This is a genomic window from Acidobacteriota bacterium (genome assembly GCA_016195325.1).
Taxonomy (GTDB): Bacteria; Acidobacteriota; Polarisedimenticolia; order JACPZX01; family JACPZX01; genus JACPZX01.
In genome coordinates, this window is the sequence record JACPZX010000092.1 from 1 (window position 1) to 26,786 (window position 26,786).

At 72.3% G+C, this 26,786-nt stretch carries 7 protein-coding genes and 1 pseudogene; all 8 read right to left on the minus strand.

The window, feature by feature from the left end; translation table 11 throughout:
• Nucleotides 1–231: condensation protein (locus HY049_16415; GenBank protein ID MBI3450486.1), on the minus strand; the 231-nt coding region annotated here is incomplete at its 3' end.
• Nucleotides 228–1,463 carry a non-ribosomal peptide synthetase gene (locus tag HY049_16420; protein MBI3450487.1) on the minus strand — a complete coding sequence of 412 codons (1,236 nt, stop codon included), beginning with the start codon at nucleotides 1,461–1,463 and terminating at the stop codon, nucleotides 228–230. The genes HY049_16420 and HY049_16415, both read right to left, overlap by 4 nt.
• A gap of 2,124 nt (nucleotides 1,464–3,587) precedes the next feature.
• Complete coding sequence (locus HY049_16425; GenBank protein MBI3450488.1) at nucleotides 3,588–4,277, minus strand: iron-containing redox enzyme family protein; 690 nt, start codon at nucleotides 4,275–4,277, stop codon at nucleotides 3,588–3,590.
• Nucleotides 4,278–4,328: 51 nt separating this feature from the next.
• Nucleotides 4,329–5,555: an LLM class flavin-dependent oxidoreductase gene (locus tag HY049_16430; protein ID MBI3450489.1), complete on the minus strand. Its 1,227-nt coding sequence runs from the start codon at nucleotides 5,553–5,555 to the stop codon at nucleotides 4,329–4,331.
• Complete coding sequence (locus HY049_16435) at nucleotides 5,552–10,063, minus strand: SDR family NAD(P)-dependent oxidoreductase (GenBank protein ID MBI3450490.1); 4,512 nt, start codon at nucleotides 10,061–10,063, stop codon at nucleotides 5,552–5,554. Before HY049_16435 ends, HY049_16430 begins: the two co-directional genes overlap by 4 nt.
• A gap of 13 nt (nucleotides 10,064–10,076) precedes the next feature.
• On the minus strand, nucleotides 10,077–23,456 hold the full coding sequence (locus tag HY049_16440; GenBank protein ID MBI3450491.1) for an amino acid adenylation domain-containing protein: 13,380 nt from the start codon (nucleotides 23,454–23,456) through the stop codon (nucleotides 10,077–10,079).
• Nucleotides 23,453–24,940: a non-ribosomal peptide synthetase gene (locus HY049_16445; GenBank protein ID MBI3450492.1), complete on the minus strand. Its 1,488-nt coding sequence runs from the start codon at nucleotides 24,938–24,940 to the stop codon at nucleotides 23,453–23,455. The genes HY049_16440 and HY049_16445 overlap by 4 nt, the downstream gene beginning before the upstream one ends.
• A pseudogene (locus HY049_16450) lies at nucleotides 24,921–25,409 on the minus strand (AMP-binding protein). The gene HY049_16445 and the pseudogene HY049_16450 overlap by 20 nt, the downstream one beginning before the upstream one ends.
• Between the last annotated feature and the right edge of the window lie 1,377 nt (nucleotides 25,410–26,786).

The following is a 26,786-nucleotide window of genomic DNA, read 5'->3' on the forward strand; positions in this document are numbered from 1 at the left end:
CCCGCGCAACCGCAGCGCCGCCGGGACGTTGTACGCCGGGCTCGCGGGGACGATCTGGTGCACGAACCAGAGCCGCGCCTGCGCGAACGAGAGCGGAGCGGTCGATCGATCGCCGCGCCGCGGGATCGTGATCGCGGGGGCCTCACCCGGGCGCTTCCCGCGCAGCATCGACTCGAGCAGGGCCCGCTTCGACGGGGAGAGCCCGGCCGCGCCCCGCGCCGCGTCGCTCATCGCGCCTCCGCGCCCTTCCCGGGCGCCGCGCGCCCCTCGAGACGCCTGGCCGCCTCCGCTTCGTCCATCGCCGCGAGCTTCTCGACGAGGATCTCCTCCACCGCCGCCGCGAGCTCGCGGACTGTGGGGCCCGTGAAGAGGCGGCGCAGCGGGAAGTCGATCTCGAACGCGGCGCGCATGCGCGCCACGACGCGCGTCGCGAGGAGGGAGTCGCCGCCGAGCTCGAAGAAGCTGTGGTCGACGCCGACCTTCTCGCGCTTCAGGAGGCTCGCGCAGATCCCGGCGATCACCTCCTCGGCGGGGGTGCGCGGGGCCACGTACGCGGCGGCGGCCGGCGCCGCCCCGGGCTCCGGCAGCGCCTTCCGGTCGACCTTTCCGTTCGGGCCCAGCGGCAGCCGCGGGAGGACGACGAAGGCCGAGGGGATCATCGGCTCGGGGAGCGAGCCTCTCAGGTGGGCGCGCATGTCCGTCTCGTTCGGGGGTTCGCCGTTCGCGACGACCCAGGCGACGAGCCGTCGATCCGGGTCGTCGTCGATCGCGGCGGCGACGGCCTGCGCGATTCCGGGCATGCGCGTGAGAGCCGTCTCGACCTCCGCCAGCTCGATGCGGTACCCGCGGATCTTCACCTGATGGTCGGTGCGCCCCATGAACTCGATCGCGCCGCGCCGCATCCTCGCGAGGTCCCCGCTCCGGTAGAGCCGGGCGCCGGGGTCGCCGGAGACGGGATCCGGGACGAATCGATCCGCCGTCAGATCGGGGCGCGCGAGGTATCCGCGCGCGAGGCCGGAGCCGCCGATGAAGATCTCTCCCGCGACCCCCTCGGGGACCGGGTGCAGTGTCTCGTCGAGGAGGTAGACCCGCATGTTCGAGACGGGGGTCCCGATCGGAACGGCGCCGGGGGGGATCGAAGGATCGCAGTCGTGGTAGAGGCAGCTGATCGCCGCCTCGGTCGGGCCGTAGAAATGGGAGAGGACGCGGCCGGGGAGCGTCTCGAAGAAGCGGTCGTGGACGTCGCGCGGCATCCCCTCGCCGCCGCAGAAGACCGCGCGCAGATCCGCGCACCGGGCCGTCGGCGGCTCGTCGAGGATCGGGCGCAGGAGCGACGGCACGAAGTGCGCCACCGTGATCCGCTCGTCGCGGAGAAGGCGCGCGAGCGCCGCCGGGTCCTTGTGCTCCCCCTCGCGCGGGACGACGACCGCCGCCCCGCGAGGAGCGGGCCGAAGAGCTCCCACGCCGCGATGTCGAAGCCGAACGACGCGCCGTGGAGGACGCGGTCGCCGGGGAGGATCGGGTACCTCTCCTGCGACCAGAGGATCCGGTTCACGATCGCGCGGTGGGAGACCATCACCCCCTTCGGCGCGCCGGTCGAGCCCGAGGTGAACATGACGTAGGCGAGATCGTCCGGGTGCGCGCGCCTCGCGGCCGCCAGAGGGCTCGCCTCCCGCAGCGCGTCCGGCGCCCCGTCGATGTCGACGATCGCCGCGGCCCCCGAGGGAAGGGACGCACGGAGCCGCCTCTCGACGAGGATCGCGACGGGGCGCGCGTCGCCCAGCATCGACTCGACCCGGCTCGCCGGCAGCGCGAGATCGAGCGGCACGTACGCGGCGCCGGCCTTCATCACCGCGAGGAGCGCGGCAGCCTGGGCGACCGATCGTCCGGCGGCGACGCCGACGAGGGATCCGGGGCCGGCCCCGAGAGCGCGGAGGCGGTGGGCGAGGAGGTCGGCGTCGGCGTTGAGCCGCGCGATCGAGGTCGTCACCCCGTCGATCACGAAGGCCGCGGATTCCGGGCGCGCCGCGGCGGCGCGCTCGACCAGCTCGTGCAGGCACGCGGGCTCACAGGGCCTCGCGGTGTCGTTGAAGGCGACGGTGGTGCGCGCGCGCTCGTCGGGCTCGAGCATGTCGAGCTCGGCGATGGGACGATCGGGGGTGAAGGCGGCGAACTCCAGGATCCGGCCGAGCTGGCTCAGCATGCGCTGCACCCTCGCGCCGTCGTAGATGTCGGTGTTGTACTCCAGGTAGCCGTGGATGCCGGTTCCCGGGAACTCGGTGCACGCGAGGGTCATGTCGAACCGCGCCGCTCCGTTGTCCACGTCGATCGATCCCGCGGAGAGCCCCACGTAGGCGGAGGTCTCGAGCTCCGGGAAGTCGAGGTAGATGTACGAGACCTGCATGAGAGGATTGCGGCTCGGATCCTGCCTCGGCTTCAGCTCGGCGACCAGCGTCGCGAAGGGAACGTCCTGGTGGGCGTACGCGCCGAGCGCCCGCTCGCGCGTCCGGACCAGGAGCTGGCGAAACGTGAGCTTCGGATCGATCGTCGCGCGGAGGAGGAGCATGTTCAGGAAGTACCCGATGACGTTCTCCGTCTCGGGGCGGCTTCTGTCCGCGATCGCCGACCCGATGACCAGGTCGCGCTGGCCGGTGTGCTTGTAGCAGAGGACGTCGAGCGCCGCGAGGACCGTCATGAACATCGTCGCGTTGGTCCGGCGCGAGAGCTCCTTGAGGGCGGTGAGGACGGCATCGGGGTACATCGTGTAGACGCGCCCTCCGTTGAACGTCTGCACCCCCGGCCGCGGCCTGTCCCCCGGGATCTCGAGGACGAGGGGCGCCCCGGCCATCGCCTCGCGCCAGTACGCGACGTGGCGCTCGAGGCGATCCCCCGAGAGCTCCTCCCGCTGCCACGCGGCGAAGTCGGCGAACTGAATCGGGAGAGGCGGGAGGTCCACCGAGCCTCCGTCGCGGAGGGCGACGTAGACGCGCGAGACCTCGCTCTCGAAGACGTCGAACGAGAAGCGATCGGTGACGGCATGGTGCATGGAGACCATGAGGACATGCTCGTCCTCGGCGAGCCTTCCCAGCTTCACGCGCACCAGCGGACCGCGCGCGAGGTCGAACCGCTCGGAGGCGGCCGCGACCGCCGCGGAGAGGGCCACCGTCTCCCGCTCCGCGGGAGGGACAGGCCCCAGATCGACGACCGGGAGATCGATCTCCAGGACCGGGGCGACCACCTGCACCGGCCTTCCGTCCACGACGCGGAATGTCGTCCGGAGCACTTCGTGTCGCGCGATGGAGACGTTGACCGCGCGTTGCATGAGCGTCGCGTCGATCGGGCCGTAGAGGCGGTTGGCCGCGTGGATGTTGTAGGCGGGATTCCCCGGATCCATCTGATCGATGAACCAGAGGCGCTCCTGATCGAGGGAGGTCTCGAAGTACGGGAGCGTCTCCCTCCCCGGGATCGGCTGGACGGATCTCGACCTCGGGGGCGAGAGCCCCTTCTCCTTCAGCCGCGCCTCGAAGAGCGCGCGCTGGGCCGGAGTGAGCGCCCTCAGGCGCTCGTCGATCTGGCTCAAGACGCGCTCACGAGACGGAGTGGGCGCCCTGGTGCGCGAAGACCTCTCGCTCCAGCTCGTCGAAGAAGGCGATCCAGTGTTGCCACATCGACTGGGCCCCCGCGAGGACGGCCATCTTCTCCACGTCGGGGATCTCGACGGTGAGCGTGTCGTTGGCGCGGACGACGTGCTCGGGCTCCTGCTGCACGTGGATGTCCACCCACTCGAGCCGCTTCGCTCCGGTGACCCTGCGCACCGCCGTGCCGATCCCGGAGACCATCGCCAGGTCCGCGACCTCGGTCCCGTAGAGGAAACCGAGCCCCGACAGGAGATCCTTCGACGCCTCCGAGTAGCCCGCCACCAGGCGCGCGGTCGCGGGGAGCGGCGCGGCGCCTCGGATCTCCGAGACCGCGAAGCCGAGGGGCGTCATCGTCTCGACGTAGACCACCTCGTGCGCGCGGCGCGGATCTCCCTCACCGAGCTCCTGATAGAGGATCTTCCCGATCGCGGTCTTCATCTCGATCGGCGGCGCCACCGAGATGAGGCGCGACAGGAAGACCGGGAAGTAGTGCAGCGGGTGCCACCACTGCCCGAGGAAGGTCCCCACCTGCCCGCGGCTCAGATCCGACGATCCGATCTTCTCGAAGAACGGGTGCGCGATGAGCCTCCTGCGGAGCCCGTCCTCCTTCAGCGTGTTCAACAGCTCTTTCGCCAGCATCTCCTCGTCTCCTCTCCCACCCGCCCTCCGCGGGTGTTTCGCGCGTTCCGGTCAGCGCCCGCCGGCATGAGCCGGGGCGTAGTGCTCGCGAAGCTCGGCCAGCCGGGGCAGCGATGCGAGCACCGTGTCCGTGTCCAGCCCGAAGTCGATCAGGCACGCGATCTCGTCCACGCCGCACGCGGAGGCGGCGTCCACGACGCGCGAGCACTTGTTCTGCGTTCCCAGGAGGGTGCTCGTCTCGAAGTAGCGCTCGAACGCGAGCGCGGCGACGTCGCGCGCGTCGCGATCGGCGTCGGCCGTCGAGGCCAGCGATATCCCCTGGAACTGCTTCATGTACGTCTTGAGGTAGCTCGTCATCGGCTCGCGCACCAGCTCGCGCACCACGGCGTCGTCCTCACCGACGAACGCGTGCGCGACGAGCGTGACGATCCCCGCGGCCGGATCGTGTCCCGCGGCGGCGCGCGCGCGCCGGTAGCCGAGGACGAGCCGCGTCAGGTCGGCGGGCTCGTATCCCACCAGCGCGGCGAGCACGTTGGCGCCGGTGGAGCCGGCCCGCTCCCACGTCGCCGGGCTGCCGGCGGTCGTGATCCACATCGGGAACATCGGCTGGATCGGCCTCGGGAGCGTGCGCACCTCGACGGCGCGGCCTCCCGCCCCCTCGAGGAGGATCGTCTCTCCCTTCCAGAGGCGGCGGATGATCTCGATCCCCCGGAACATCACCTCCTTGCGATCGTCGTACGGGCTCGGGTAGAGGACGAAGTCGTCCGGGTGCCACCCCGAGGCGAACGAGATCCCGACGCGCCCGCCGGAGAGGTTGTCGACGACCGACCACTCCTCGGCGACGCGCACCGGGTTGTGGAGCGGGAGGGCCACGCTCCCGGCGCGGATGCCGACGCGCTTCGTCACCGCGGCGAGCGCCGCGCCGAGGACCGACGGATTCGGATAGAGCCCGCCGAACGGCTGAAAGTGCCTCTCGGGCGTCCAGACCGCCTCGAACCCGTGCTCGTCGGCGAACCGGGCGCTCTCGAGCGTGAGGCGGTACTTCGAGCCCGAGGCGCGCGAGCCGTCGTCGGAGAAGAAGTAGATGCTGAAGCGGACGGGCCGCTCAGGAGGCCGCGAGCTCCAGGCCCCGGGATCCTCGTCGACGCTCGAGGGGGCCGCGGCGCCCGGCTGTCTCGGGGAGGGGCGCGCGGGGCCGAGCCCGCGCTCGCGAAGGCGCAGCTCCAGGAGGCGACGCTGCTCGGGGGTCAGCCGGTCGAGGCGGTCGTCCACGCTCATCTCCGGTTCTCCTCCGCGCCGGCGTCCCGCGCGAGATGATCCCGCACTTGCTCCTCCGACATCCGCTCGATCTCCGCGAGGAGGGCGGCGACCTCGCCGGCTTGCCGGCGCTCGTCGAGGGCGGCGTCGACCGCCCCGGCGAGGCTCTTGAGGTCGCCGGATTCGAAGAGGCTCGCGATCGTCAGCTCGACGTCGAACGCCTTGCGGAGCTGCGAGGCGAGCTGGATCGCGAGGAGCGAGTTGCCGCCGAGATCGAAGAAGTTGTCGTCGCGCCCGATTGGCGAGACGCCGAGAAGCGCGCTCCAGACCGTCGCGACCCGGCGCTCCGTTTCCCCCGCCGGCTCGACGAGGGGGCGGCCGTCCCGCGCCGCGCCGCCCGAGGACTCGGGCCCCAGGCCCTCGAGGAACTCGGTCAACGTCGCGGAGCCGGCCTCGCGCACCATCTCGGCGAGATCCTGCGTCGTGACGACGATCTGAGGCTGGTCCAGGCTCAGCGCCCGCAGCGTCGCCTCGACTCCCTCGTCGATCGAGATGCCGATTGAGCTCTGGATGTCGCGGAGCTGCGCGAGGAGCGCCGGAGAGGTCGCCGCCTCCCAGCGATCCCACGCGGCCGTCCCCCAGTCGATCGCCACCACGCGCGGGCCGGCGGCCCCGCGCCGCGACTGCGCGAAGGCGTCGAGGAAGCAGCTCGCCGCGCAGTAGTCCGACTGGCCGAAGACGCCCGTCGCGGAGATCGCCGACGAGAAGAGGACGAGCGTCTCCCCTTCCTGCATGTGGCGCGCGAGGGCCGGGGCGCCCTCGAGGCGCGGGGCGAGGACGCGCTCCGCCGCCTCGCGCGTCTTGAGCTGGATCATCCCGCCGCCGATGGGCCCGGCGGTGTGGAAGGCGGCCGTGAGAGACGACGTCCGCGCGCGCGCCGCACCGAGCGCCGCGGCGACGGCGGCGGCATCGTCGAGACGGGCGTGGGAGCAGAGGACGTCGAGCCCGGCCTTCCTGAAATCCCGGACCGACTCCTCGGCGGAGGCATCGCATCCGAGAAAGGTGAAGCTCCTCGCACCTGTGGAGGCGAGGCGCCGCGCGAGGGCCATCTCGATCGCCCCGGTCCCCCCCGTGAAGAGGAAGGCCCCCCGGGCCGCGGCCGTCGCGGCGTCCGGGGTGAGAGCGCCGATCCTCACGGGCTCGTACGCGGGGATCCACCGGTGGCCGCCGCGCCATGCGACGACCGGCTCGCGGTCGGAGGAGGCGAGCTCGGCCTCGATCGACGCCGCGGCGTCGTGATCGGCCGCGTCGCCGGGGTCGACGAGGCGGAAGATCGCGCCGGCGTACTCCTGGGGGGCGACCCGGCAGATCCCGAGGAGGGCGGCCCGCTCGGGGCGGACGACCGCGTCGCCCGCCACGTCGAAGAGGGCGCGCGCGATGGCGGCGACGCGGAGATCCCCGGTCGCCCCCGAGATCCCCATCGCCTGCGCGAGGTGGAGCAGGGAGAAGAACCCGAGATCGCGAGCCGCGCCCGGATCGAGCGGCGCGCCTTCGGCGCACCACAGGTGGACGACGCGCGAGGGGAGAACCCCAGCCCGGATCTCCTTGAGGAGCTCGTCGTAGTGCTCGCGGCGCCCCGGATCGATCTCGAACGCCCCTTCCCGGAGGCGCGCGAACCGAGTCCCGGCGCGCACCGTCGTGACGTCGACCCCGCGCTCGCGGGCGCGGAGCACGAGCTTCGTCCCGAGATCGGAGCCGTCGTCGAGGACGAGCCACGGCGCGCCGTCGGGCTCGGCGGGCGCGGGCGGCAGCGATCGTCTCCATCCGGGGACGTGGAACCACCGGGCCATGTCGGGGTTCTTCCCGACGATCGCCTCGCCGCGCGCCCCCCCCTTCACGGGATCGATCCAGTGACGCTTCCTCTCGAACGGATAGGCCGGGAGCGGGATGCGCCGCCTCTCGAATCCGGCGTGGAAGGCCTCCCAGTCGATGGCGGCGCCGGCGCACCAGAGCGCCCCCGCCGCCTCGAGGAGGGCGAGCTGGTCGTTCCCCCCGTCCGTCGCGTGACGGAGCGACGCGATGACCGTCGCCTCCGGACCCACGTGCCGGCGGGCGAGCGACGTGAGCGCCGTTCCCGGGCCGACCTCGAGGATGATCCTCGAGGGTTCCTCGGCCAGCGCCGCGAGGTTCTGAGAGAACCGGACGGCGCGGCGCAGGTGGGCCGACCAGTAGGCGGGATCCTGCGCCTGGTCGGCGGTGATCCACGTGCCGGTGACGTTGGAGAGGAACCGCATCGAGGGGGGCGAGAGGCGCACCGAGCGGACGCGCTCCTCGAACGCGCCGACGATCGGATCCATCATCGCGGAGTGGAACGCGTGAGAGGTCCGGAGCCTCTTGCAGGCCACGCCGCCGGCCGCCAGATCCATCTCGAGCTTCGCGATCTCCCCTTCGGGCCCCGACGCGACGCACGAGGTCGCGCCGTTGATCGCCGCGATGGAAAGGCCGGGGTGCGCGGCGAGGCGGGCGGCGAGGTCGGCCTCCGAGAGCGGGGTCGCCAGCATCGCCCCCTTCGGCATCGCCCCCATGAGGCGGCCTCTCTCGGCGACGAGCCTCAGGGCGTCGTCCTCGGTCATCACGCCGGCGAGGCAGGCCGCGACGTACTCGCCGATACTGTGCCCCGCGCACGCGGACGGCCTCACCCCCCATGACATCCAGAGCCTCGCGAGGGCGTACTCGACGGCGAAGAGCGCCGGCTGGGCGATCGCGGTCTCCCTGAGGCGGTCGTTCGCCGCGGCTCCCTCTGCGAACACGACCTTCCTCGGATCCAGCTTCAGGATCGGCTCGAGAATCCGCGCGCAGCGATCGAGGACGTCGCGGAAGACGGGCTCGCCGCGGTGGAGCTCGCGCGCCATGCCGGCGTGCTGCGACCCCTGGCCCGGGAAGACGAACGCGACCTCGGCGTCGCGGCGATCGTCGCGCGCCGCCGACGGGCGGCGAAGCGCCGCCGCGGCCTCGCTCGCGCTCGACGCGACGAGGGCGCGCCGCCACGGGAGGCGCTTCCGGCCGACCTGGAGGGTGTAGGCGGTGTCGGCCAGATCGGGGGCGCCGTCTCCCGCGAGGACGGCGGCGAGCCTCTCCGCGGCGGCGGCGAGCGCCGGCTCGCTCGCGGCCGACAGCACCAGGAGCTGCGCCGCGCGGCGCGCGGGGCGCGGGAGCGTGGGAGGCGCCTCCTCGAGGACGACGTGCGCGTTGGTCCCGCCGATGCCGAAGGAGCTGACCCCGGCGCGCCGCGGCGATCCGTTGGCCTCCCATCGGGTCAGCGCCGCGTTCACGTGGAAGGGAGTTCCCGCGAAGGCGATCTTCGGATTGGGGCGCTCGAAGTGGAGGCTCGGCGGGATCTCGCCGTGCGAGAGGGCGAGCGCCGCCTTCACGAGGCCCGCGACCCCGGCCGCGGCGTCGAGATGTCCGACGTTCGTCTTCACCGACCCGATCGCGCACCGGTGACCGGGGGAGGTGCGGCCGAAGGCGCGCGCGAGGGCCGCCACCTCGACCGGGTCGCCGAGCGTCGTCCCCGTCCCGTGCGTCTCGACGTAGCCGATCGTGGAGGGGTCGACACCGGCGGCGGCGAGGGCCTCGGCGATCACCGACGCCTGCCCCTCGTCGCCGGGAGCCGTGAATCCGACCTTGAGCGCGCCGTCGTTGTTGATCGCCGACCCCTTGATGACGGCGCGGATCGAGTCGCGGTCCCGGATCGCGTCGCCGAGTCGGCGCAGCACGACGAGGGCGGAGCCATTCCCCTTCACGCACCCGGCCGCCGATGCGTCGAAGGCGCGGCAGCGGCCGTCGGGGGAGGCGATCCCCCCCTCCTCGAAGAAGTAGCCCGAGGTCTGCGGCACGGTGACCGAGACCCCTCCGGCGAGCGCCACGTCGCACTCGTGGTTCAGGAGGCTCTGGCACGCGACGTGGATCGCGACGAGGCTCGTCGAGCACGCGGTCTGGATGAGGAGGCTCGGGCCGCGCAGGTCGAGGCGGTACGAGACGTGCGTCGCGAGGTAGTCGCGCCCGTTGACGATCGACGTCTGGAAGGCGCCGACCGCCTCGGCCGCCTTCAGGTTCAAGTAGATGTTGTTCAGGATGTAACTGTTCGGGCTCGCGCCGGCGAAGACCCCCACGCGGAGGTCCGGACGGTCGCCGAGACGGCCGGCATCCTCCAGCGCGATCCACGCGTCCTCGAGAAGTATCCGGATCTGCGGGTCCATGAGCCCGGCCTCGCGAGGCGTGAGGCCGAACAGCGCGGCGTCGAACAGATCGGCGCCCGCGAGATCGGCGGCGCGTCGCACGAAGTCTTTCGAGGCGAGCTCCGCGTCGGTGGCCCCCGCCGCGCGCAGCTCCTCGTCCGTCAGATCGCGGATCGACTCGACCCCCGCGCGGAGGTTCCGCCAGAAGGCGTCGACGGAGTCCGCCCCCGGAAAGCGTCCGGCCATGCCGACGATCGCGATCTCGAGATCGTCGCGTGATTCCTGGCTCATCGAAGTCTCCCGCTCATGCGTCGGTCCCCGGCGTCGCCCGCGGCCGGCGTCCGGCGCGGGCCCTGACGGCGTCCCGCCGCCGGGCTCCGCGATCGCGCTCCGCCCCCTCCATCGCCGGGGCCGCGTCGCGCACGTCCCCCGCGAGGCGCGCGGCGAGAGAGGCGACCGTGGGGAAACGGAACATGTCGACGATGGTGATCTCGGCGCGGAGGCTCTCCCTGAGCCTGGCGTGGACCCGCGCCAGGAGGAGCGAGTGCCCTCCGAGATCGAAGAAGTTGTCGTGCGCTCCCACGCGCTCCACCCCCAGCGCCCCCGACCAGATCTCCGCGACGACGCGCTCGATCTCCCCGCGCGGTGCAACGTAAGCCCCCCCCTCGGCCACAGGCTGCGGCAGGCGTGCGCGATCGAGCTTGCCGTTCGCGGTGAGCGGGAGCGCCTCGAGGAAGACCCAGGCCGCGGGGATCATGTAGCCGGGAAGGGTCCTTCCCGCGTGAGCGCGCAGCTCCTCGGCGGTGAGGAACGGCTCTCCCGACGCCCGGACCTCGACCGACGGCGGCGCTCCCGGGACGAGGCGGCGCCCGGATCCCCGGCGGATCGCGTGGACGTAACAGAGGTCCGTGCGCTCGAGGAGCGGGTCCTGCTCGACGTGGACGTCGAACGCGTGCGCCTCGAAGAGGGCGACGATGGGCGCGCGGCTCGCGGCGACGTCCACCTCGACGACCGCCTGATCGATTCGCCCCCAGTGCTCCTCGCGAATTCCGCGGAGCACCTCGAGCTCGGCTTTCTCGACGTTGATCTTGAGCAGGTGAATCCGCTCCACGGCGTGCTCGTCGATCACGCTCGAGAGAGTGCGGAGCCGGACCTCGAGCACGCGCCCGGCGAAGCGCTCGTCGAGAAGCGCGTCGGCGGCGCCGGCGAGCGCCTGCGCTCCGATGGCTCCCGCGCGCCCCTGGTTCTCCAGGAACGATCGGACGACCTCCTTCTCGGTTCCGGCGTCGGCGTGGAGCCCCGAGAGGAGCGAGAACCCGGGGAAGAACGTGAAGCTCGCGGCGCGCTCGCTCTCGGCCAGGCCGACGTCGAAGATCCGCGCCTCGGGGGCGTAGACCGCGGCGTTCGCGCGAAGGATCGGCGCGAGGTGCGGGTTCGGCTCGAAGACGAAGAGGCGCGGGGTCACGCAGGCCAGGCTCGCGAAGACGGAGAAGAGCCCGATGTTCGCGCCGACGTCGAAGATCGTGTCGCCGTCCCGCAGATCCACACCGTGCCGGACGTAGGCGCGCGTCTCGAAGATCTCGCGGTGGATGTAATCGGTCTCGTTCCGGTTCAGCTCCGCGACGGCGACGCCGCTCGGGAGCTTCCGGCGCGGCTGGCCGAGGACGGAGCGCGCGCGGCTCGGCTCGGGGACGACGTACGCCGCGAGCTTCGCCCCCGCGATCGGGTCCGGCCGCGCGACGACCGCCGCCTCGCGGACCTCGGGGTGGCTCGCGATCGCCGAGGCGATCTCCCCCGTCTCGACCCGGTAGCCGCGCACCTTCACCTGCGCGTCGCCGCGCCCGAGGAACTCGACGCGGCCGTCGTGGAGCCAGCGCCCGCGATCCCCGGTCCGGTACATGCGCGCCCCCGGGTCGCTCGAGAAGGGATCGGGGACGAACCGATCGGCGGTGAGGTCGGGGCGGTCGAGGTAGCCGCGCGCGACGCAGGAGCCGCCGAGGTAGATCTCCCCCGGCACGCCGCGCGGCGCGGGGTGGAGCGCGGTGTCGAGGACGAGGGCGCGCGCGTGCGCGAGCGGCCGCCCGAGAGGAAGCGCGCCCCGCGCGCCGTCGGCTCCGTCGACGAGGCCGGCGATCGCCCCGACCGTCGTCTCCGTCGGGCCATAGTGATTCGCGACGCGGCAGCCCGGACGGAGCTCTTCGAAGAGCGACAGCCTCGATCCCGGCGTCGATTCACCGCCGAGAACGAGGAGCCTCGCCGGGATCGCGCGCTCCGGGTGCGCTCCGCCCATCAGGGCCTGCATGTGGGAGGGGACGATCTTCAGGACGTCGATTGCGTGCGCGTCGAAGTACTCCTCGATCGCGCTGGCGTCGAAGGCGATCTCGCGCGGGATCATGTGAAGGCAGCCGCCGGTCGCGAGCGCGGCGTAGATCGCGGTGTTGCCGAGATCGGCGGACATCGTCGAGACGACGGCGAAGCGCCACCCCGGCTCGATGCCGAGCCTCTGCACCGCCGCCCGCACGTACGCCGTGATCTGGCGGTGCTCGACGCCGACGCCCTTCGGCCTTCCGGTCGACCCCGACGTGAAGACGACGTAAGCGAGGTTTCCGGGCCGTACCGTGACGCGCGGGGGCGCGGCGGAGGCGCTCGCGATCGTCGCTTCATCGCGATCGAGCGCGACCAGCGAGGCCGCCGTCCCGCGGAGGGCTTCGACCGACGCCTCATCGGTGACGACGATCGTCGCGCCGGAATCCTCGACCAGAAAGCGCAGTCTCTCTTCGGGCTCGGCGGGGTCGAAGGGCGCGTAGGCGGCGCCGGCCTTGAGGATCGCGAGGAAGGCGATCAGCGCGTGCGGCGAGCGCTCGAGGACGACGGCGACGCGGTCGTCAGGGGCGGCGCCCATCGCGCGCAGGTGGTTCGCCAGTCGGTTCGCGGCGGCGTCGACCTCGGCGTAGGTGAGTGAACCCGAGAGACCGGCAAGGGCCGGTGCGCCGGGAGTCCGCTCGGCCTGCCGCTCGAAGATCTCGTGGAGCAGCGACGGAACGTCCCCCGCCGCCGGCGCGCCCGCGAGGGCTTCTATCGAGCGCGCTTCCTCCGGCGCCGCGCCGCCGGCGAAGGCGTCGATCCGCGAGGAAGGATCGGCGGCCGCCGCCTCCAGTGCGGCGCGGAAGGTCGTCGCGATCCCCTCGACTGTTTCGCGATCGAAGAGGTCGGTGTTGTACTCGAGGCCTCCCTCGAGACGATCGCCCGTCTCGCTGAGGGTCATCGACACGTCGAACTTCGCCGTGCCCGTGTCGATCTCGAGGAAGGTCGCGGACAATCCCGGCAGATCGGTCTTCGGCGCGCGCACGTTCTGGAGCGCGAAAGCCGTCTGGAACAGGGGCGCCCGGTTCAGCGCGCGCCGGGGCTGGAGCTCCTCGACGACGCGCTCGAACGGGATGTCCTGGTTCGCGTACGCTCCGAGGCTCGCCTCGCGCACGCGCGCGATCAGCTCGCGCCACGTCGCGGCGCCCTCGCCGCGGACGCGGATCGCGAGCGCGTTGACGAAGAACCCGACGAGGTCCTCCGCCTCGGCGGATCGCCGGTTTGCGATCGGGGTTCCGACGACGACCTCGCTCTGACCGCTGTGCCGCATCATCGTGAAGGCGTAGCCGGCGAGGAGGGCCATGTGCAGCGTCGCCCCCTCCGAGCGCGCGAGCCGCTCGAGGCGCAACCGCAGATCGGCCGGAAGCTCGATGTGGAGCGTCGCGCCGCTCCAGGTGGCGACGGCGGGGCGCTCGCGATCGGTCGCCAGATCGAGGGCGTTCGGCGCTCCGCGAAGCTCCTCCCGCCAGTACTCGATCTGCCGCGAAACCTCGTCGCCGCGGAGCCACGCGCGCTGCCACGCCGCCCAGTCGGCGTACTGGACGGACGGCTCGGGGAGGGCCGACGGCGCGCCGGAGACGAAGGCCCGGTAGAGCGCTCCGAGCTCGCGCACGAGGACGAGCATCGACCAGCCGTCCGACGAGATGTGATGGGCGACGAGGAGGAGCACGTGGTCCTCCGGCGCCAGGCGCAGAAGGCGCCATCGCAGCATCGGCCCCCGCGCCAGATCGAAGGGTCGTCGGGCTTCCTCGCGCAGAAGACGGAGCATCTCCGCCTCCTGACCGGCGCCGGTTCCGCCGATCGGCTCGGCCCGCAGCGTGACGGTCTCCGGAGGCTCGACGATCTGCTCGGGGCCGTCCTCTCCCTCCACGAACCGGGTGCGGAGCGCCTCGTGGCGCCGCACGATCTCCGTGAGGGTCCGCGAGAGAGCCCCGATGTCGAGGTTGCCCGCGAGGCGGACCGCGGAGGGAAGGTTGTACGCCGCGCCGTTGGGCTCCAGGCGGTCGAGGAACCACAGGCGGCGCTGCGCGAACGAGAGGGGCCGCCGCGCGCGCTCGTCGGCGCGCGTGATCGGGGGCGGGGCGAGGGCGCCGCGGCGGAGCGCGGCGGCGGCCGCGGCGGCAAGCCCCGCCGGGGTCGGCGATTCGAAGAGGACCCGCAGAGGGATCTCCACGCCGAACGCGCGCCGGACGCGCGAGACGACCTGCGTCGCGAGCAGCGAATGGCCCCCGAGATCGAAGAAATCGTCGTCGGCGCCGGCCCGCGGAAGGTCGAGGACCTCCGCGAAGACGCCGCAGACGATCTCCTCCTCCGGCGAACGGGGCGCGACGTACCCCGCCTCGGCGATCCAGTCGGGCTCGGGGAGCGCCGCCCGATCGACCTTGCCGTTCGGCGACGTGGGGAGGGACCCGTTCACGACGACGATGGCCGCGGGGACCATGAACTGCGGCAGCCTCTCCGCGATGTGGGCGCGAATCTCGCCCGCCTCGACGCGCGATCCCGGCCGCGCGACCACGTAGGCGGCAAGGCGCTTCCCGCCGCGGTGATCGTGCGCGGCGACCGCGGCCTGCGCGACCGCCGGATGCCGCAGGATCACGGCCTCGATCTCGCCGGGCTCCACGCGGTAGCCGCGCACCTTGATCTGGAGATCGATGCGGCCGAGGAACTCGAGCTCTCCGTCCCTGCGGAAGCGCGCGAGGTCTCCCGTCCGGTACAGGCGTCCCCCCGGCGCTTCGCCGAAGGGATCGGGGACGAATCGATCGGCGGTCAGATCGGCCCGCGCGTGATAGCCGCGCGCGAGTCCCGCGCCGCCGACGTGCAGCTCGCCGGGCACGCCCATCGGGACGAGCCGCCCCTCGCCATCGAGGAGGTAGACCGGCGCGTTGGCGATGGGCCGTCCAATCGGCGGAAGCTCCGGCCACGCGCCGGCCGGGCCGGCCAGCGCGAACGTCGACACGAGATGCGTCTCGCTCGGGCCGTAGTGATTGACGAGCCGGCACGCCGGCAGGCGCGAGAAGAGCCCGCGCATCGCCGGGGTGATCTTGAGCTGCTCGCCGGCGGTGTCGATCTCGCGCAGCCGCGACGGGTAGACCCCCTCGGTCACCGCCGTCTCGGCGATCTGATTGAGCGCGACGAATGGGACGAAGAGCCGCTCGACCTGCTGCTCCTCCAGGATCCGCACGAGGCGCGACGTGTCCCGCCTCTCGTCGTCCGTCACGAGGACGATCTCGCCCCCCGAAGTGAGGGTCGAGAAGATCTCCTGGAACGAGACGTCGAACGACAGCGACGCGAACTGGAGCGTGCGCGGCGCGCCGCCAGTCGAGGAGTCCCGGCGCTGCCACGACAGGAGGTTCGAGATGGCGCGGTGCGTCATCGCGACCCCCTTCGGCCGGCCGGTCGATCCCGACGTGTAGACGCAGTAGACGAGGGCCTCCTGGGGGATGGGGAGGAGGGGATTCGCGGGATCCTCCCTCTCGATCTCCCTCCAGTCGCGATCGAGAAGGATCGCGCGCGCCGTCCCGCCGGGAAGCCGCGCGGCGAGGCGCGCCTGCGTCAGGACGAGCCCGGCCCCCGCGTCCTCGACGATCAGCGCGATTCTTTCGGCCGGGTACTCGGGGTCGACGGGGACGTACGCCGCCCCCGCCTTCATCACGCCGAGCAGCGCGACGAGCATGTCGAACGACCGCTCCACGCAGACGGCGACCAGGTCGCCGGGGCGAAGCCCTTGATCCGCGAGGAAGCGCGAGAGGCGGTTCGCGCGGGCGTTCAGCTCGCCGTAGCTGAGCCGCGCCTCACCGAAGCGGACGGCGACGGCGTCCGGTCGCCGGGCGGCCTCGCGCTCGAAGAGAGAGTGCACGATCGGCGGATCGGGGTAGGGGATGGGCTTTGCGTTCCAGTCCACCATCACCTGTCGGAGCTGTCGCGGCGCGAGGGACGGCAGATCGGCGAGGGGACGATCCGGCTCGGCCGATCCCGTCTCGAGGAGCGCCTCGAAGTTCTCGAAGAAGCGGTCCATCGTCTCGCGGTCGAGAATCTCCGTGGCGTAATTCAGCGTCCCCTCGAGCCCGTCCTCCGTCTCGTCGAAGAAGAGCTCCACGTCGAATCGCGAGATTCCGGTGGGCGGCTCGTCATACCTGCACTCGAGGTTCTCGAGACGGATGTCGCCGGCGACCGCGTTCTGGAGGGCGAAAAGAGTCTGGATGACGGGGTTGTGGCCGAGGTAGCGGTCCGGCTGGATCGCCTCGACGATGCGCTCGAGCGGGACATCCTGGTTCGCATAAGACCCGAGAGCCGCGTCGCGCATCGTCCGCAGCAAGTCGCGGAACGTCGAGACACCGCCTCCCAGCCGGGCGCGTACGGGAAGGGTGTTCACGAAGAATCCAATGAGGCCTTCCACCTCGGCGGCGCGCCGGTTCGCGACCGGGACGCCGATCGCGAAGTTTCTCTGCCCCGACATGCGGCCGAGCGTCTGGGCGTACGCGGCGAGAAGGGCGATGTGGAGCGTCGCCCCCTCCTCGCGCACCAGCCGAACCAGGCGATCCGTGAGAGGCCGGCCGAGACGCACGCTGAACGCCGCTCCGGCATAGGTCGGTCGCGCGGGCCTCGGGCGATCCGCGGCGAGCGTCAGCGTCTCGATCCCTTCGAGCTCGCGGCGCCAGAACGCCAGCTGGCGGTCCATCTCGCCCCCCTCGAGCCAGGCGCGCTGCCACGCCGCCCAGTCGGCGTACTGGACCTCGAGGTCGGGGAGCGGGGATGCGTCGCCTCGCGCAAAGGACTCATAGAGCGCCCCCAGCTCGCGGACGAGGACCCCGGACGACCACCCGTCGGCCGAGATGTGGTGCATCGTCACGAGAAGCCGGTAATCCCCCGGCTCGAGGCGGAGCAACCGGGCGCGGATCAGCGGCCCCTGGGCGAGGTCGAAGGGGGCGCACGCGTTCTCGCGCGTCAGGCGTGCGCACTCGGCCGCGCGATCCGCCTCTGTGAGATTCGAGAGGTCGTCCAGAGGCAGCGAGAAGGTGAAGGAGGAGTCGACGATCTGCTCGGGGCCGTCGGGTCCCTCGACGTATCGCGTCCGGAGCGCCTCGTGGCGGCGGACGACCTCGGCCAGCGAGCGCTCGAGGGCGGACGCGTCGAGGTCGCCGCGGAGGGCGATCGAGGAGGGAAGGTTGTACCAGGGCATCCCCGGCTCGAGGCGGTCGAGGAACCAGAGACGGCGTTGCGAGTACGAGAGACGGGGGCGATCGGCCGGCGGCGCCCGCCGCACGGGCGGCGGGACGCGTGACCCGGCGAGCCTCTCGGCGCGCGACGCGAGATCGCGGACGATCGGGGCCTCGAAGATCGCCCGGAGAGGCAGCTCGACCCCGAGGGAGGCGCGCAGCCGCGAGACGACGCGCGTCGCGAGGAGGGAGTGGCCGCCCAGGCCGAAGAAATCGTCGGTGGCGCCCACCGTTCCTATCCCCAGCACCTCCGCGTACGCGCCGGCGATCGCCGTTTCGATCCCGGTCCGCGGCGCCTCGTACGACGACTCGGCGATCCAGTCGGGCTCGGGGAGACGCCGCCGGTCGACCTTCCCGTTGGGGGTGAGAGGCATCGCGTCGAGCGTGGTGAAGGCCTGCGGGATCATCACCTCGGGGAGGGAGTCCCTGAGCCGTCGCCGGATCTCCGCGACGTCGGGCGGGGCGCCGTCGCGCATCACGAGGTACGCGGCGAGGCGGGGAATCCCCTGCGGATCGCGCTTCGCGACGACGGCACAGGCCCCGACTTGCGGCAGGGCGGCGATCGCCGACTCGATCTCCGCCGGCTCGACCCTCTGGCCCCGGATCTTGAGCTGATCGTCCGCGCGACCCGCGAAGGCGATGCGACCGTCGGCGAGGTAGCGGGCCCGATCGCCCGTGCGGTAGAGGCGCGAGCCCGGGCGGTCGAAGGGATCGGGCACGAAACGGTCGGCGGTCAGATCCGGGCGATCGAGGTACCCGCGTCCGACGGCAGGTCCGCCGAGGTAGATATCTCCGGTGATGCCCGGAGGGACGGGCCCGAGCCCTTCGTCGAGGACCCAGACCGTCGTGTGCGTCAGCGGGAAACCGATCGGCGGCGCGCCGGGGGCCTCCCCGCCCTTCTCGAGGAACCAGCAAGTGGAGTCGATCGTCGCCTCAGTGACGCCGTAGGAGTTGGCGAGCCGCGTGTGGGGTCCGAAGATCGCGCGGAACTCGTCGATTTCCGCCCCCGTCCACACGTCCGAACCGACGACGGCGATCCGGAACGAGTCGAGCTTCTCCGCGCGTCCGCGCGTGTGCGAGGCGAGAGAGCGAAGGACCGCGGGGACGAACTCGGCGAACTCGACGCGCTCCCGGCGCGCGAGCTCGAAGAGCCGGGCCGGATCGAGAAGCCGCTCGCGCTCGCAGATGACGAGCGTGCCGCCCGAGCCGAGGGCGCGGATCACGTCCCCGGTGCAGACGTCGAAGGCGACTCCCGCCATCTGGAGGTGGATGCGGAGGCTCTCGAGGCCGTAGAGACGCGCCCACGCCTCGTACGCCGACGCGACGGCCCCGTGCGGGATCATCGACCCCTTCGGTCGTCCCGTCGTCCCCGAGGTGTAGATGACGTAGGCGAGCGCGTCGGGGCCGAAGTCCGGCGATCGATCGATGGGGTTCGAAGTGAAGGAGCCCTCGTCGTCGAGAAGGATCACGCGCCTGTCTCCCCCCGAGGCCTGGGAGGCGAGATCCACCGTGGCCAGGACGACGCGAGCTCCCGAGTCGGCCAGGCAATAATCGGCGCGGTCGCGCGGATGGTCGGGATCGATCGGGACGTAGGCCCCTCCCGCGCGCCACACCGCCATCATCGCCGTCAAGAGCTCCGGGGATCTCGGCGCGACGATTCCGACCCGTTCCTCGGGCTTCACCCCCGCCTCGATCAATCGCGCGGCCAGACGCCCCGATCGATCGGCGAGCGCTCCGTACGTCACGCGCCGCTCACCCAGGACCGCCGCGATCGATTCAGGCGCCGCAGCGGCGCGCGCGAGAAACCTCTCGTGGATCGGTCGCGCCGACTCCCGGATGGCGGCGCGGCCGCTCCAGGAATCGAGGGCCCGCCCGGTCTCCTCGTCGTCCAGAAGGCGGACGGTGTTGACGTTGGCCGCGGGGTCGTCGCCGACCGCCACGAGCAGGCGCGTGAAGTGATCCCACAGCCGGCGGATCGTCGCCTCGTCGAACAGCTCCGGGCTGTAGCGGACGGATCCATCGAAGGCGTCGTCCGCGGCGGCGAGGGAGAGCGTGAGGTCGAACTCCGCGTTCGGCATCCCGGCGCGGAACGGGGTGAGCCTGATGCCGGCGAGATCGAGCGCCGCCTCAGTTTCGCCCGTCAGGGTCAGCATCGCCCGCGCGAGCGGGGCGCGCGAGAGGGCGAGATCGGGACGAACCGCGTCGACGATGCGGTCGAAGGGGACGTCCCGGTGCGCGGCCGCTGCAATCGCGGACTCCCTCATCGCTCGCATGAGATTACGGTAGGGAACGCGCCTCCCCTCGAGCCGCGCCCTCACGACGAGGGGCTCCGCGAAGAGATCGACGAGACGGTCCGGCCCCTCGCGCGCGGGGACGCCGGCCGACGTCGCGATGCCGAAGTCCCGCTGGCCTGACCACCTCGAGAGAACGGCGGCGAAGGCGGCGAGGAGCGCCGCGTGGGTCGTCGCCCCCTCGGCGTGCGCGAGGTGCGCCATCCTTTCGGCGAGATCCTTCTCGATGCGCACGCGGAACGACGCGTCCGCCTCCCCGGCTTTGACGGAGCGCGGCCGATCGGTCGGGAGCGAGAGCTCCGGGAGGTCCGAGAGCTCCTCGCGCCACCAGGCGAGCGCGTGCTCGAGCTTCTCCGCGTCCAGCCGGCGGCTCCAGCCAGCCCCGTCGGCGCGCCGTGCGCCCGCTTCGAGCGCCGCGTGGACGGCCAAGAGTTCGGAAAAGAGGAGCCCGATCGACCACCCGACCGAGGCCACACGGTGGACGGCGACGACGAGAACATGATCGTGCGCCGACAGGCGGAGCAGGCGCGCCCGGAACAGCGGTCCCTTCGCGAAATCGAACGGTCGCTGCGCCTCTTCGCGGGCGCGGCGTGCCGCCTCGTGCTCCCGACCGGCCGCGGGCCACGTCTCGAGATCGTCGAGCGCGAGAACGATATCCTCGGCCTTCACGAGGATTCGGCCCGGTCCGTCGGGGCCGTCCTCGAGTCGCACGCGAAGCGTCTCGTCGCGGCGCACGAGCTCGCGGAGGCTTTCCGCGAGGACGGCCGCATCCAGCGATCCCTCGAGGCGAATGGCTCCCGCGAGGCTTCGGGCGCCGCCGTCGGGGTCCCGCCGGGCGAGGGAGAAGAGCCGCTCCTGCGCGGCCGCCAGCTCGCCGCGCGCCGCGAGGGCGGCGCGATCCACCTTCCCGGCCGGCGCGAGGAGCGGGAGCGCGTCGATCGCGACGAAGCTCGACGGGACGAGGGTGGCGGAAGGCGTCGCCTCGAGATGCCTCTTCAGATCCGTGGGCGTCGGTCGCGGCGTTTTCGTCACGACGAACGCGGCGAGCCGGCCCTCGGACCCCTCCCCGCGCGCGACGACCGCCGCCTCGACGACGGAAGGGTGGCTCCGGAGCGCATCCTCGATGACCGTCGTCTCGACCCGCAGTCCGCGCACCTTGATCTGCTCGTCCACGCGGCCGAGGAACTCGATCGATCCATCCGGGCGGCGCTGCCCGAGATCGCCGGTCCGGTACATCCTCGCGCCGGGCATCGCCGCGAACGGGTCGGGGACGAAGCGATCGGCCGTCAGGTCGGGCCGTGCGACGTAGCCGCGCGCGAGCCCCTCGCCCGAGATGCAGATCTCGCCGCGGTAACCGATCGGCACGGGCTCGAGCGCTCCGTCGAGGACGTAGGCGCGGACGTTGTCGATGGGCCGGCCGATTGAACGGGAGCGCGCGTCGCCACGCGGCACGAGCGCGAAGGTCGAGACCGTCGTGTGCTCGGTCTGCCCGTAGAGGTTGTACATGTCGCGGACTCCGGGCTCCGCGTACGCGCGCTCGACGAGCGAGGCGGGGAGAGCCTCCCCGGCGACGCAGACCGTTCGCACCGAAGGTGGAAAGGGGTCGGCGCGGAGGAGCTCGGCGAGGACGGGCGGCACCGTGCTCACGAGCGTGACCTCGGCGGCCGCGGGATGCGACGGGAGATCGAGGGCGCCCTCCGCCAGAATCACCTTCCCTCCGGTCACGAGAGGGAGGAAGATCTCGAGGACCGAGAGGTGGGAGGAGATCGAGGTCGACGCCAGAACGCCCGCGCGCTGATCCGGCGTGAAGGCAGAGGCGGCCCACGCGAGGAGCGCCGTCACGCTCCGGTTCTCGATCGCGACGCCCTTCGGCAGCCCCGTCGATCCCGGCGTGTACAACACGTGCGACAGGTGGGCGGCGGCGGCGCGCTCGCCGGATCGGAGCTGGCTCCCCGGGTCGAGTCGATCGACGAGAATCGTGCGCGCCTTCGTCGCGGGGAGAGCCGCCGCGTGCGCCGTCTCGGCGAGGACCAACCGGCACCGCGAGTCCTCGATCATGAACGCGAGACGCTCGGATGAAAGCGAGGGATCGAGCGGCAGGCACGCCCCTCCGGCCTTCAGGACGGCGAGGAGCGCGGCGATCATGTCGATGTGCCGGCCCAGGCAGACTCCGACGGACGACTCGGGGCCCACTCCTTCGGCGCGCAGCGCGCCCGCGAGCCGCCCGGCCCGCGCCTCGAGCTCGGCGTACGTCGCGCGACCGTCCCGCCCGACGACCGCCACGGCTTCCGGGGTCCGCCTCACCTGCGCCTCGAAGAGCGACACGACGGTCGCGGAGCGGTCGAAGGGGCGATCGGTTGCGTTCGCATCCGTGACGACGGCACGGCGCTCCCCCTCGCCGAGGAGTTCGAGTCGGGAAAGACGAGTCCGCCCGCCCGCGACCAGCGCCCCGGCGACGCGACGGATCTGCTCCACGAGGCGGGCCGCCGTCCCTTGATCGAAGAGACCGGCGTCGTACTCGACCGCCCCTTCAAAGCGATCCCCATGGCGATCGACCGCCAGCGTCAGATCGTATTTCGCCGACCCGTCATCGACGTCCACCATCGCCGCGTCGATCCCCGTGAGAGCGATCAGGGGGGGAGGCTCCTCCTGGTATGCGAACATCACCTGGAAGAGCGGGTTGATCGATTGGAGACGCGGAGCCCGCACCGCCTCGACAACCATGTCGAAGGGCGCGTCGGCGTTCGAGAGGACCGCCCGCGAGGCGTCGCGCGCGCGCGTCACCATCTCCCGGAGGGTCGGATCGCCGGAGAGATCGGCGCGCACCGGCAGAGGGTTCACGAGGATGCCGATGAGGTTCGCCGTCTCGGGTTCGCCTCGCCCGGCGATCGGCGTGCCGACGGTGAAGACCGTCCGTTCGGCGAAGCGGCCGATGACCGCCTCGAAGCACGCGAGCCACGCGGCGTACGGGGTGGCGCCGCCGACCCGGGCGGCGCGGACGAGCCCCTCCGCCAGGTCTCCCTCGACGACGAATCGGATCGCCCCGCCGCGGCGTCTCGGCACGGCGACGCGCGGCCTGTCCGAAGGGAGGTCGAGAGGCGCGACGGCCGCGCCGAGGGCGTGCCTCCAGTACTCAATCTGGGGCGCGATCTTCCCCGACGCGAGGCGCTCGATCTGCCACGCGGCGAGATCCGCGTACTGGATGGGGAGCGGGTCGAGGTTGGGGGGCCGGCCATTCCGCCGCGCATCGTAGAAGGCCGCGACCTCGCGGAGGAGGACGCCGATCGACCAGCCGTCGGCGACGATGTGGTGCATCGCGAGGGCGAGGGCTTGGACGCCGGGGCCGAGATCCACGAGGGCCGATCGGAGGAGGGGGCCGCGGGAGAGGTCCCACGGGCGCCGCGCGATCTCCGCCGCCACGCGGGCCGCTTCCTCCTCGGGCCGCGAGGCGTCGCCGCTCGCCCGCTCGAGGGGAATCCGCATCGCGGCGCGGATCACCTGGACCGGCTCGCCGGCGAGGGACTCGAGCACCGTTCGGAGGGCCTCGTGCCGATCCACGACGCCGGCGATCGCCGCTTCGATCGCGCCGGCGTCGAGCGGCCCCCGGAGGAGGACCGCTCCAACGAGCGTGTACGGGTGGGCTTCCGGCTCCAGCTCCTTGAGGAACCAGAGCTGGCGCTGCGAAGGCGAGAGAGGTGCGCGCCGGGCGCCGCGCCGCGGGATCGAGGAGGCAGCGGCGGTTTTCTCGACCCCCTCGGCGTCGAGGAGGGAGTCGAGAAGGGCGTCGAGGGTCTGTCGGTCCCGCTCGCTCATGGCTCCCTCGCGGCCGTCGCGCCGTCCGTCATCGTCCGGAGCTTCGCCAGCGCGCGGGCCGCCTTTCCGACGTGTCCCGGCCGCGGCTCGTGCGCGACGAGGGTTCGGGCCAGCCCCGCGATCGTCGTCGCCTCGAAGAGCGCGGCCATGGGCAGATCGACCCGGAACGAACGGCGGATCGCGGCGATAAGGCGGGTCGCGTGCAGCGAATGTCCCCCGACTTCGAAGAAGTCGTCGTCGGGGCCGACGCGATCGAGGCCGAGCACCATCCTCCAGAGATCGGCGACGGCGATCTCGATCGGATCCATCGCCCGGGTGGCGGGAGCGGGCGTCGCCATGGGCGCCGCCGGGAGAGCGCGTCGATCGATCTTCCCGTTCTCGTTCAGCGGAAAGGCGTCGAGGAAGACGACGCTCGCCGGGATCATGTATCGGGGAAGTCGCGTGGCAAGCTGAGCGCGCACGGCCCCCGCATCGCGGTCCTCACCGCGCCGCGGGACGACGTACGCGACGACCTCCGCCTCCCCGCCTCTTCTCCGCACGACGGCCACCGCGGCCGCGATCTCAGGAAGTGCGGCGAGGGCCGACTCGATCTCGCCGATCTCCACGCGGAAGCCGCGCACCTTGAGCTGGCCGTCGCGCCTGCCGAGGAAATCGAGCCGTCCGTCGGCAAGCCAGCGCGCCCCGTCGCCGGTCCGGTAGAGGCGCCCGCCCGGCGGACCGTGCGGATCGGGGACGAACCTCTCCGCCGTCAGATCGGGGCGTCCCGCATAACCGCGCGCGACGCCGTCGCCGCCGAGCCAGAGCTCCCCCGGCGCGCCGATGGGCGCGGGGTGGCCCCGGTCGCCGACGACGTAGGCGGTCGAATTCGCGATCGGTGCGCCGATGGGCAGGCGCGCCCCCGCGGTGTCGCCCTCGGCGAGGACCGCGCAGCAGACAAGGGTCGTCGCCTCGGTCGGTCCGTAGGCGTTCACGACGCGCGGGCATCCCGCGGCGAGCAGTCGGGCGACGTGGGCGGGCGAGAGCACGTCTCCACCCACCAGCACCTGGCGCACGCCGGCGAGGGCGTCCATCTCCTCATCGACGACGACGTGGAAGAGGCCGGCCGTGAACACGATCGTCGTGACGTCGAAACGGCGGATGAGGCCGGCGATGGCCGAGGCGCTGAGCGGTCCGGGAGGCGCGATCGCGAGGCGCCCGCCCGTCAGGAGAGCTCCCCAGATCTCGAGGGTCGAGGGGTCGAACCCGGTCCGCGCGATCTGGAGGATCGTCTCGCCGGGGCCGAAGCGGAAATAGTCCGTGGCGAGGATGAGCCGGAGGACGTTCCGGTTCGTGACCTCGATCCCTTTCGGGGCGCCCGTGGATCCGGAGGTGAACATGACGTAGGCGACGTTTTCGGCGCCGGCGGCGGGGCCGCTTCCCGGGCGGGCGGCGAGCGCCGCCTCGCGGACGAGAGTCTCGTATGTCTTCGCGGGGGACCTCCGCAACCGGCGCCGCGCCGTCGGTGACGACGAGCGAGACGGAGCCCTGTTGGAGCATGTGGGCCGTGCGCGCCAGCGGCGAGTCGGGATCGAGCGGCACGTACGCGCCGCCCGCGCGGAGGATGCCGAGCACCGCGGCGATGAAGTCGGGAGAGCGCTCCATCGCCACGGCGACGCGGGAGTCCGCGCCGACGCCGTGCGCGCGAAGGGCGCGCGCGATCCCCGAGGAGCGCCGGTCGAGATCGGCGTACGACCATGCGCCCCCCTCGAAGACGAGGGCCGTCTCGTCCGGGCGCTCGCGGGCAACGCGTCCGAAGATCTCCGCGATCGTCGCGTCTCGCGCGTAGTCGCGTGACGTGTCGTTCCACGTCTCGACGACGAGACGGCGCTCGGCGGCGGGGATCGTGGCGAGCTCCCCGAGGCGCGCGTCGGGGCGGGAGAGCAGCTCCTCGATCGTCGCGTTCAGTCGCTCAATCGCCGCGCGCGCCGAGGCCTCGTCACAGCGGTTGCCGTCCCAGATCGCCCGGAAGGAGAGCCCTTCCTCGTACGAGGCGACGATCGAAAGGGGGTAGTTCGTCTCCTCGTGGAGGTGGATGCCCGTCACGCGGAAGCCGGCGCGCCTCCTGAGCGCCGCGACATCCACCGGGTAGTTCTCGAACACGAGGAGCGTGTCGAAGATGGGTGAGGGCGGCGCGACTCTTGAGAAACGCTGCACCTCCGCGAGCGAGATCAGGTCGTGCTGGCGAAGCGCGGCGCCGTCGCGCTGGAGCGCGTGCATGAAGTCCCGCGCTCGGGCCGACCCGTCGATCGTCGCGCGGACGGGGAGCGTGCTGATGAAGAGGCCGACCGCCGATCCGATCCCGTCGATCTGAGGCGGGCGTCCGGACGACGTCGCGCCGAAAACGACGTCTCTCCGGCCTATCGCCTCCGCGAGGACCATCGCCCAGGCCGCCTGCACGACGGTGTTGGGCGTGAGGCCGAGCGCCCGCGCGCGCTCGACGGCGCGCGGTGGGCCGCCGGCATGAAGGACCCCCGACGCGGCCGTCCGTGAGGCGCCCAGGTCGGGGGCGGGTGTCGTCTCGGTAACGCCGGCGAGGTAGGTCTCGAAGAAGTCCCTCGCCGCGCGCGCGTCGCGCGTCTCGACCCGGCGCGCGTACTCCCGCCGTGCGGCCGTCTCGCGCCCCGGGTCATGAAGCGGCGCCGCGCCTCCCTCGTACGCCGCGAAGACCGTCTCGAGCACGATCGGCAGCGACCAGCCGTCGAAGAGGAGATGGTGGTGCGTGAAGACGGCGGCGATCCCCTTCGCGGTCTTCAAGAGGTCCACGCGGGCGAGCGGCGCGCGCGCGACGTCGAACCCGGCGGCGCGGGCCCGCCCCATCAGGTCGGGGAGGGACGTCTCGCTCTCGTCGTGGATCGCGACGGGGAGCGTCACGCCCCGTCTCACGACCTGGATCGGCGTCTCCCCCTTCCAGTCGAACTCGGCGCGGAGGCCCGGGTGGACGTCCACCGCGCGCTGCCACGCCCGGGCGAGGGCGCCGGGATCGATCTTTCCCTCGAGCTCGAGCGCGATCTGCGCGACGTACGGATCGCGCGCGCCGTCCTTGAGGTGGTGGAAGAGCATCCCCTCCTGCATCGGGGTGAGCGCGAGCCTCTCCTCGATCCCGGGATCGGCGGCGGCCTCGACGAGGCGATCGAGAAAGTGGCGGCATCGCGCCGCGAGGGCCGCGACGAACGCGGGATCGAGCTGTCGGCTTCCGTGGGCCCATCGGATTGTGAGGCGACCTCCCGCCACGCTCGCGTCGATCTCGATCGCGTGCGTGCGGCGCGAGAGCGGGGATCGCGCCGGCGCCGC

Excerpts from the sequence above, each read along its gene's own strand:
- HY049_16425 (MBI3450488.1), bottom strand. The coding sequence starts at position 4,277 with ATGCTGGCGAAAGAGCTGTTGAACACGCTGAAGGAGGACGGGCTCCGC.
- HY049_16430 (MBI3450489.1), bottom strand. The coding sequence starts at position 5,555 with ATGAGCGTGGACGACCGCCTCGACCGGCTGACCCCCGAGCAGCGTCGC.
- HY049_16435 (MBI3450490.1), bottom strand. The coding sequence starts at position 10,063 with ATGAGCCAGGAATCACGCGACGATCTCGAGATCGCGATCGTCGGCATG.
- HY049_16440 (MBI3450491.1), bottom strand. The coding sequence starts at position 23,456 with ATGAGCGAGCGGGACCGACAGACCCTCGACGCCCTTCTCGACTCCCTC.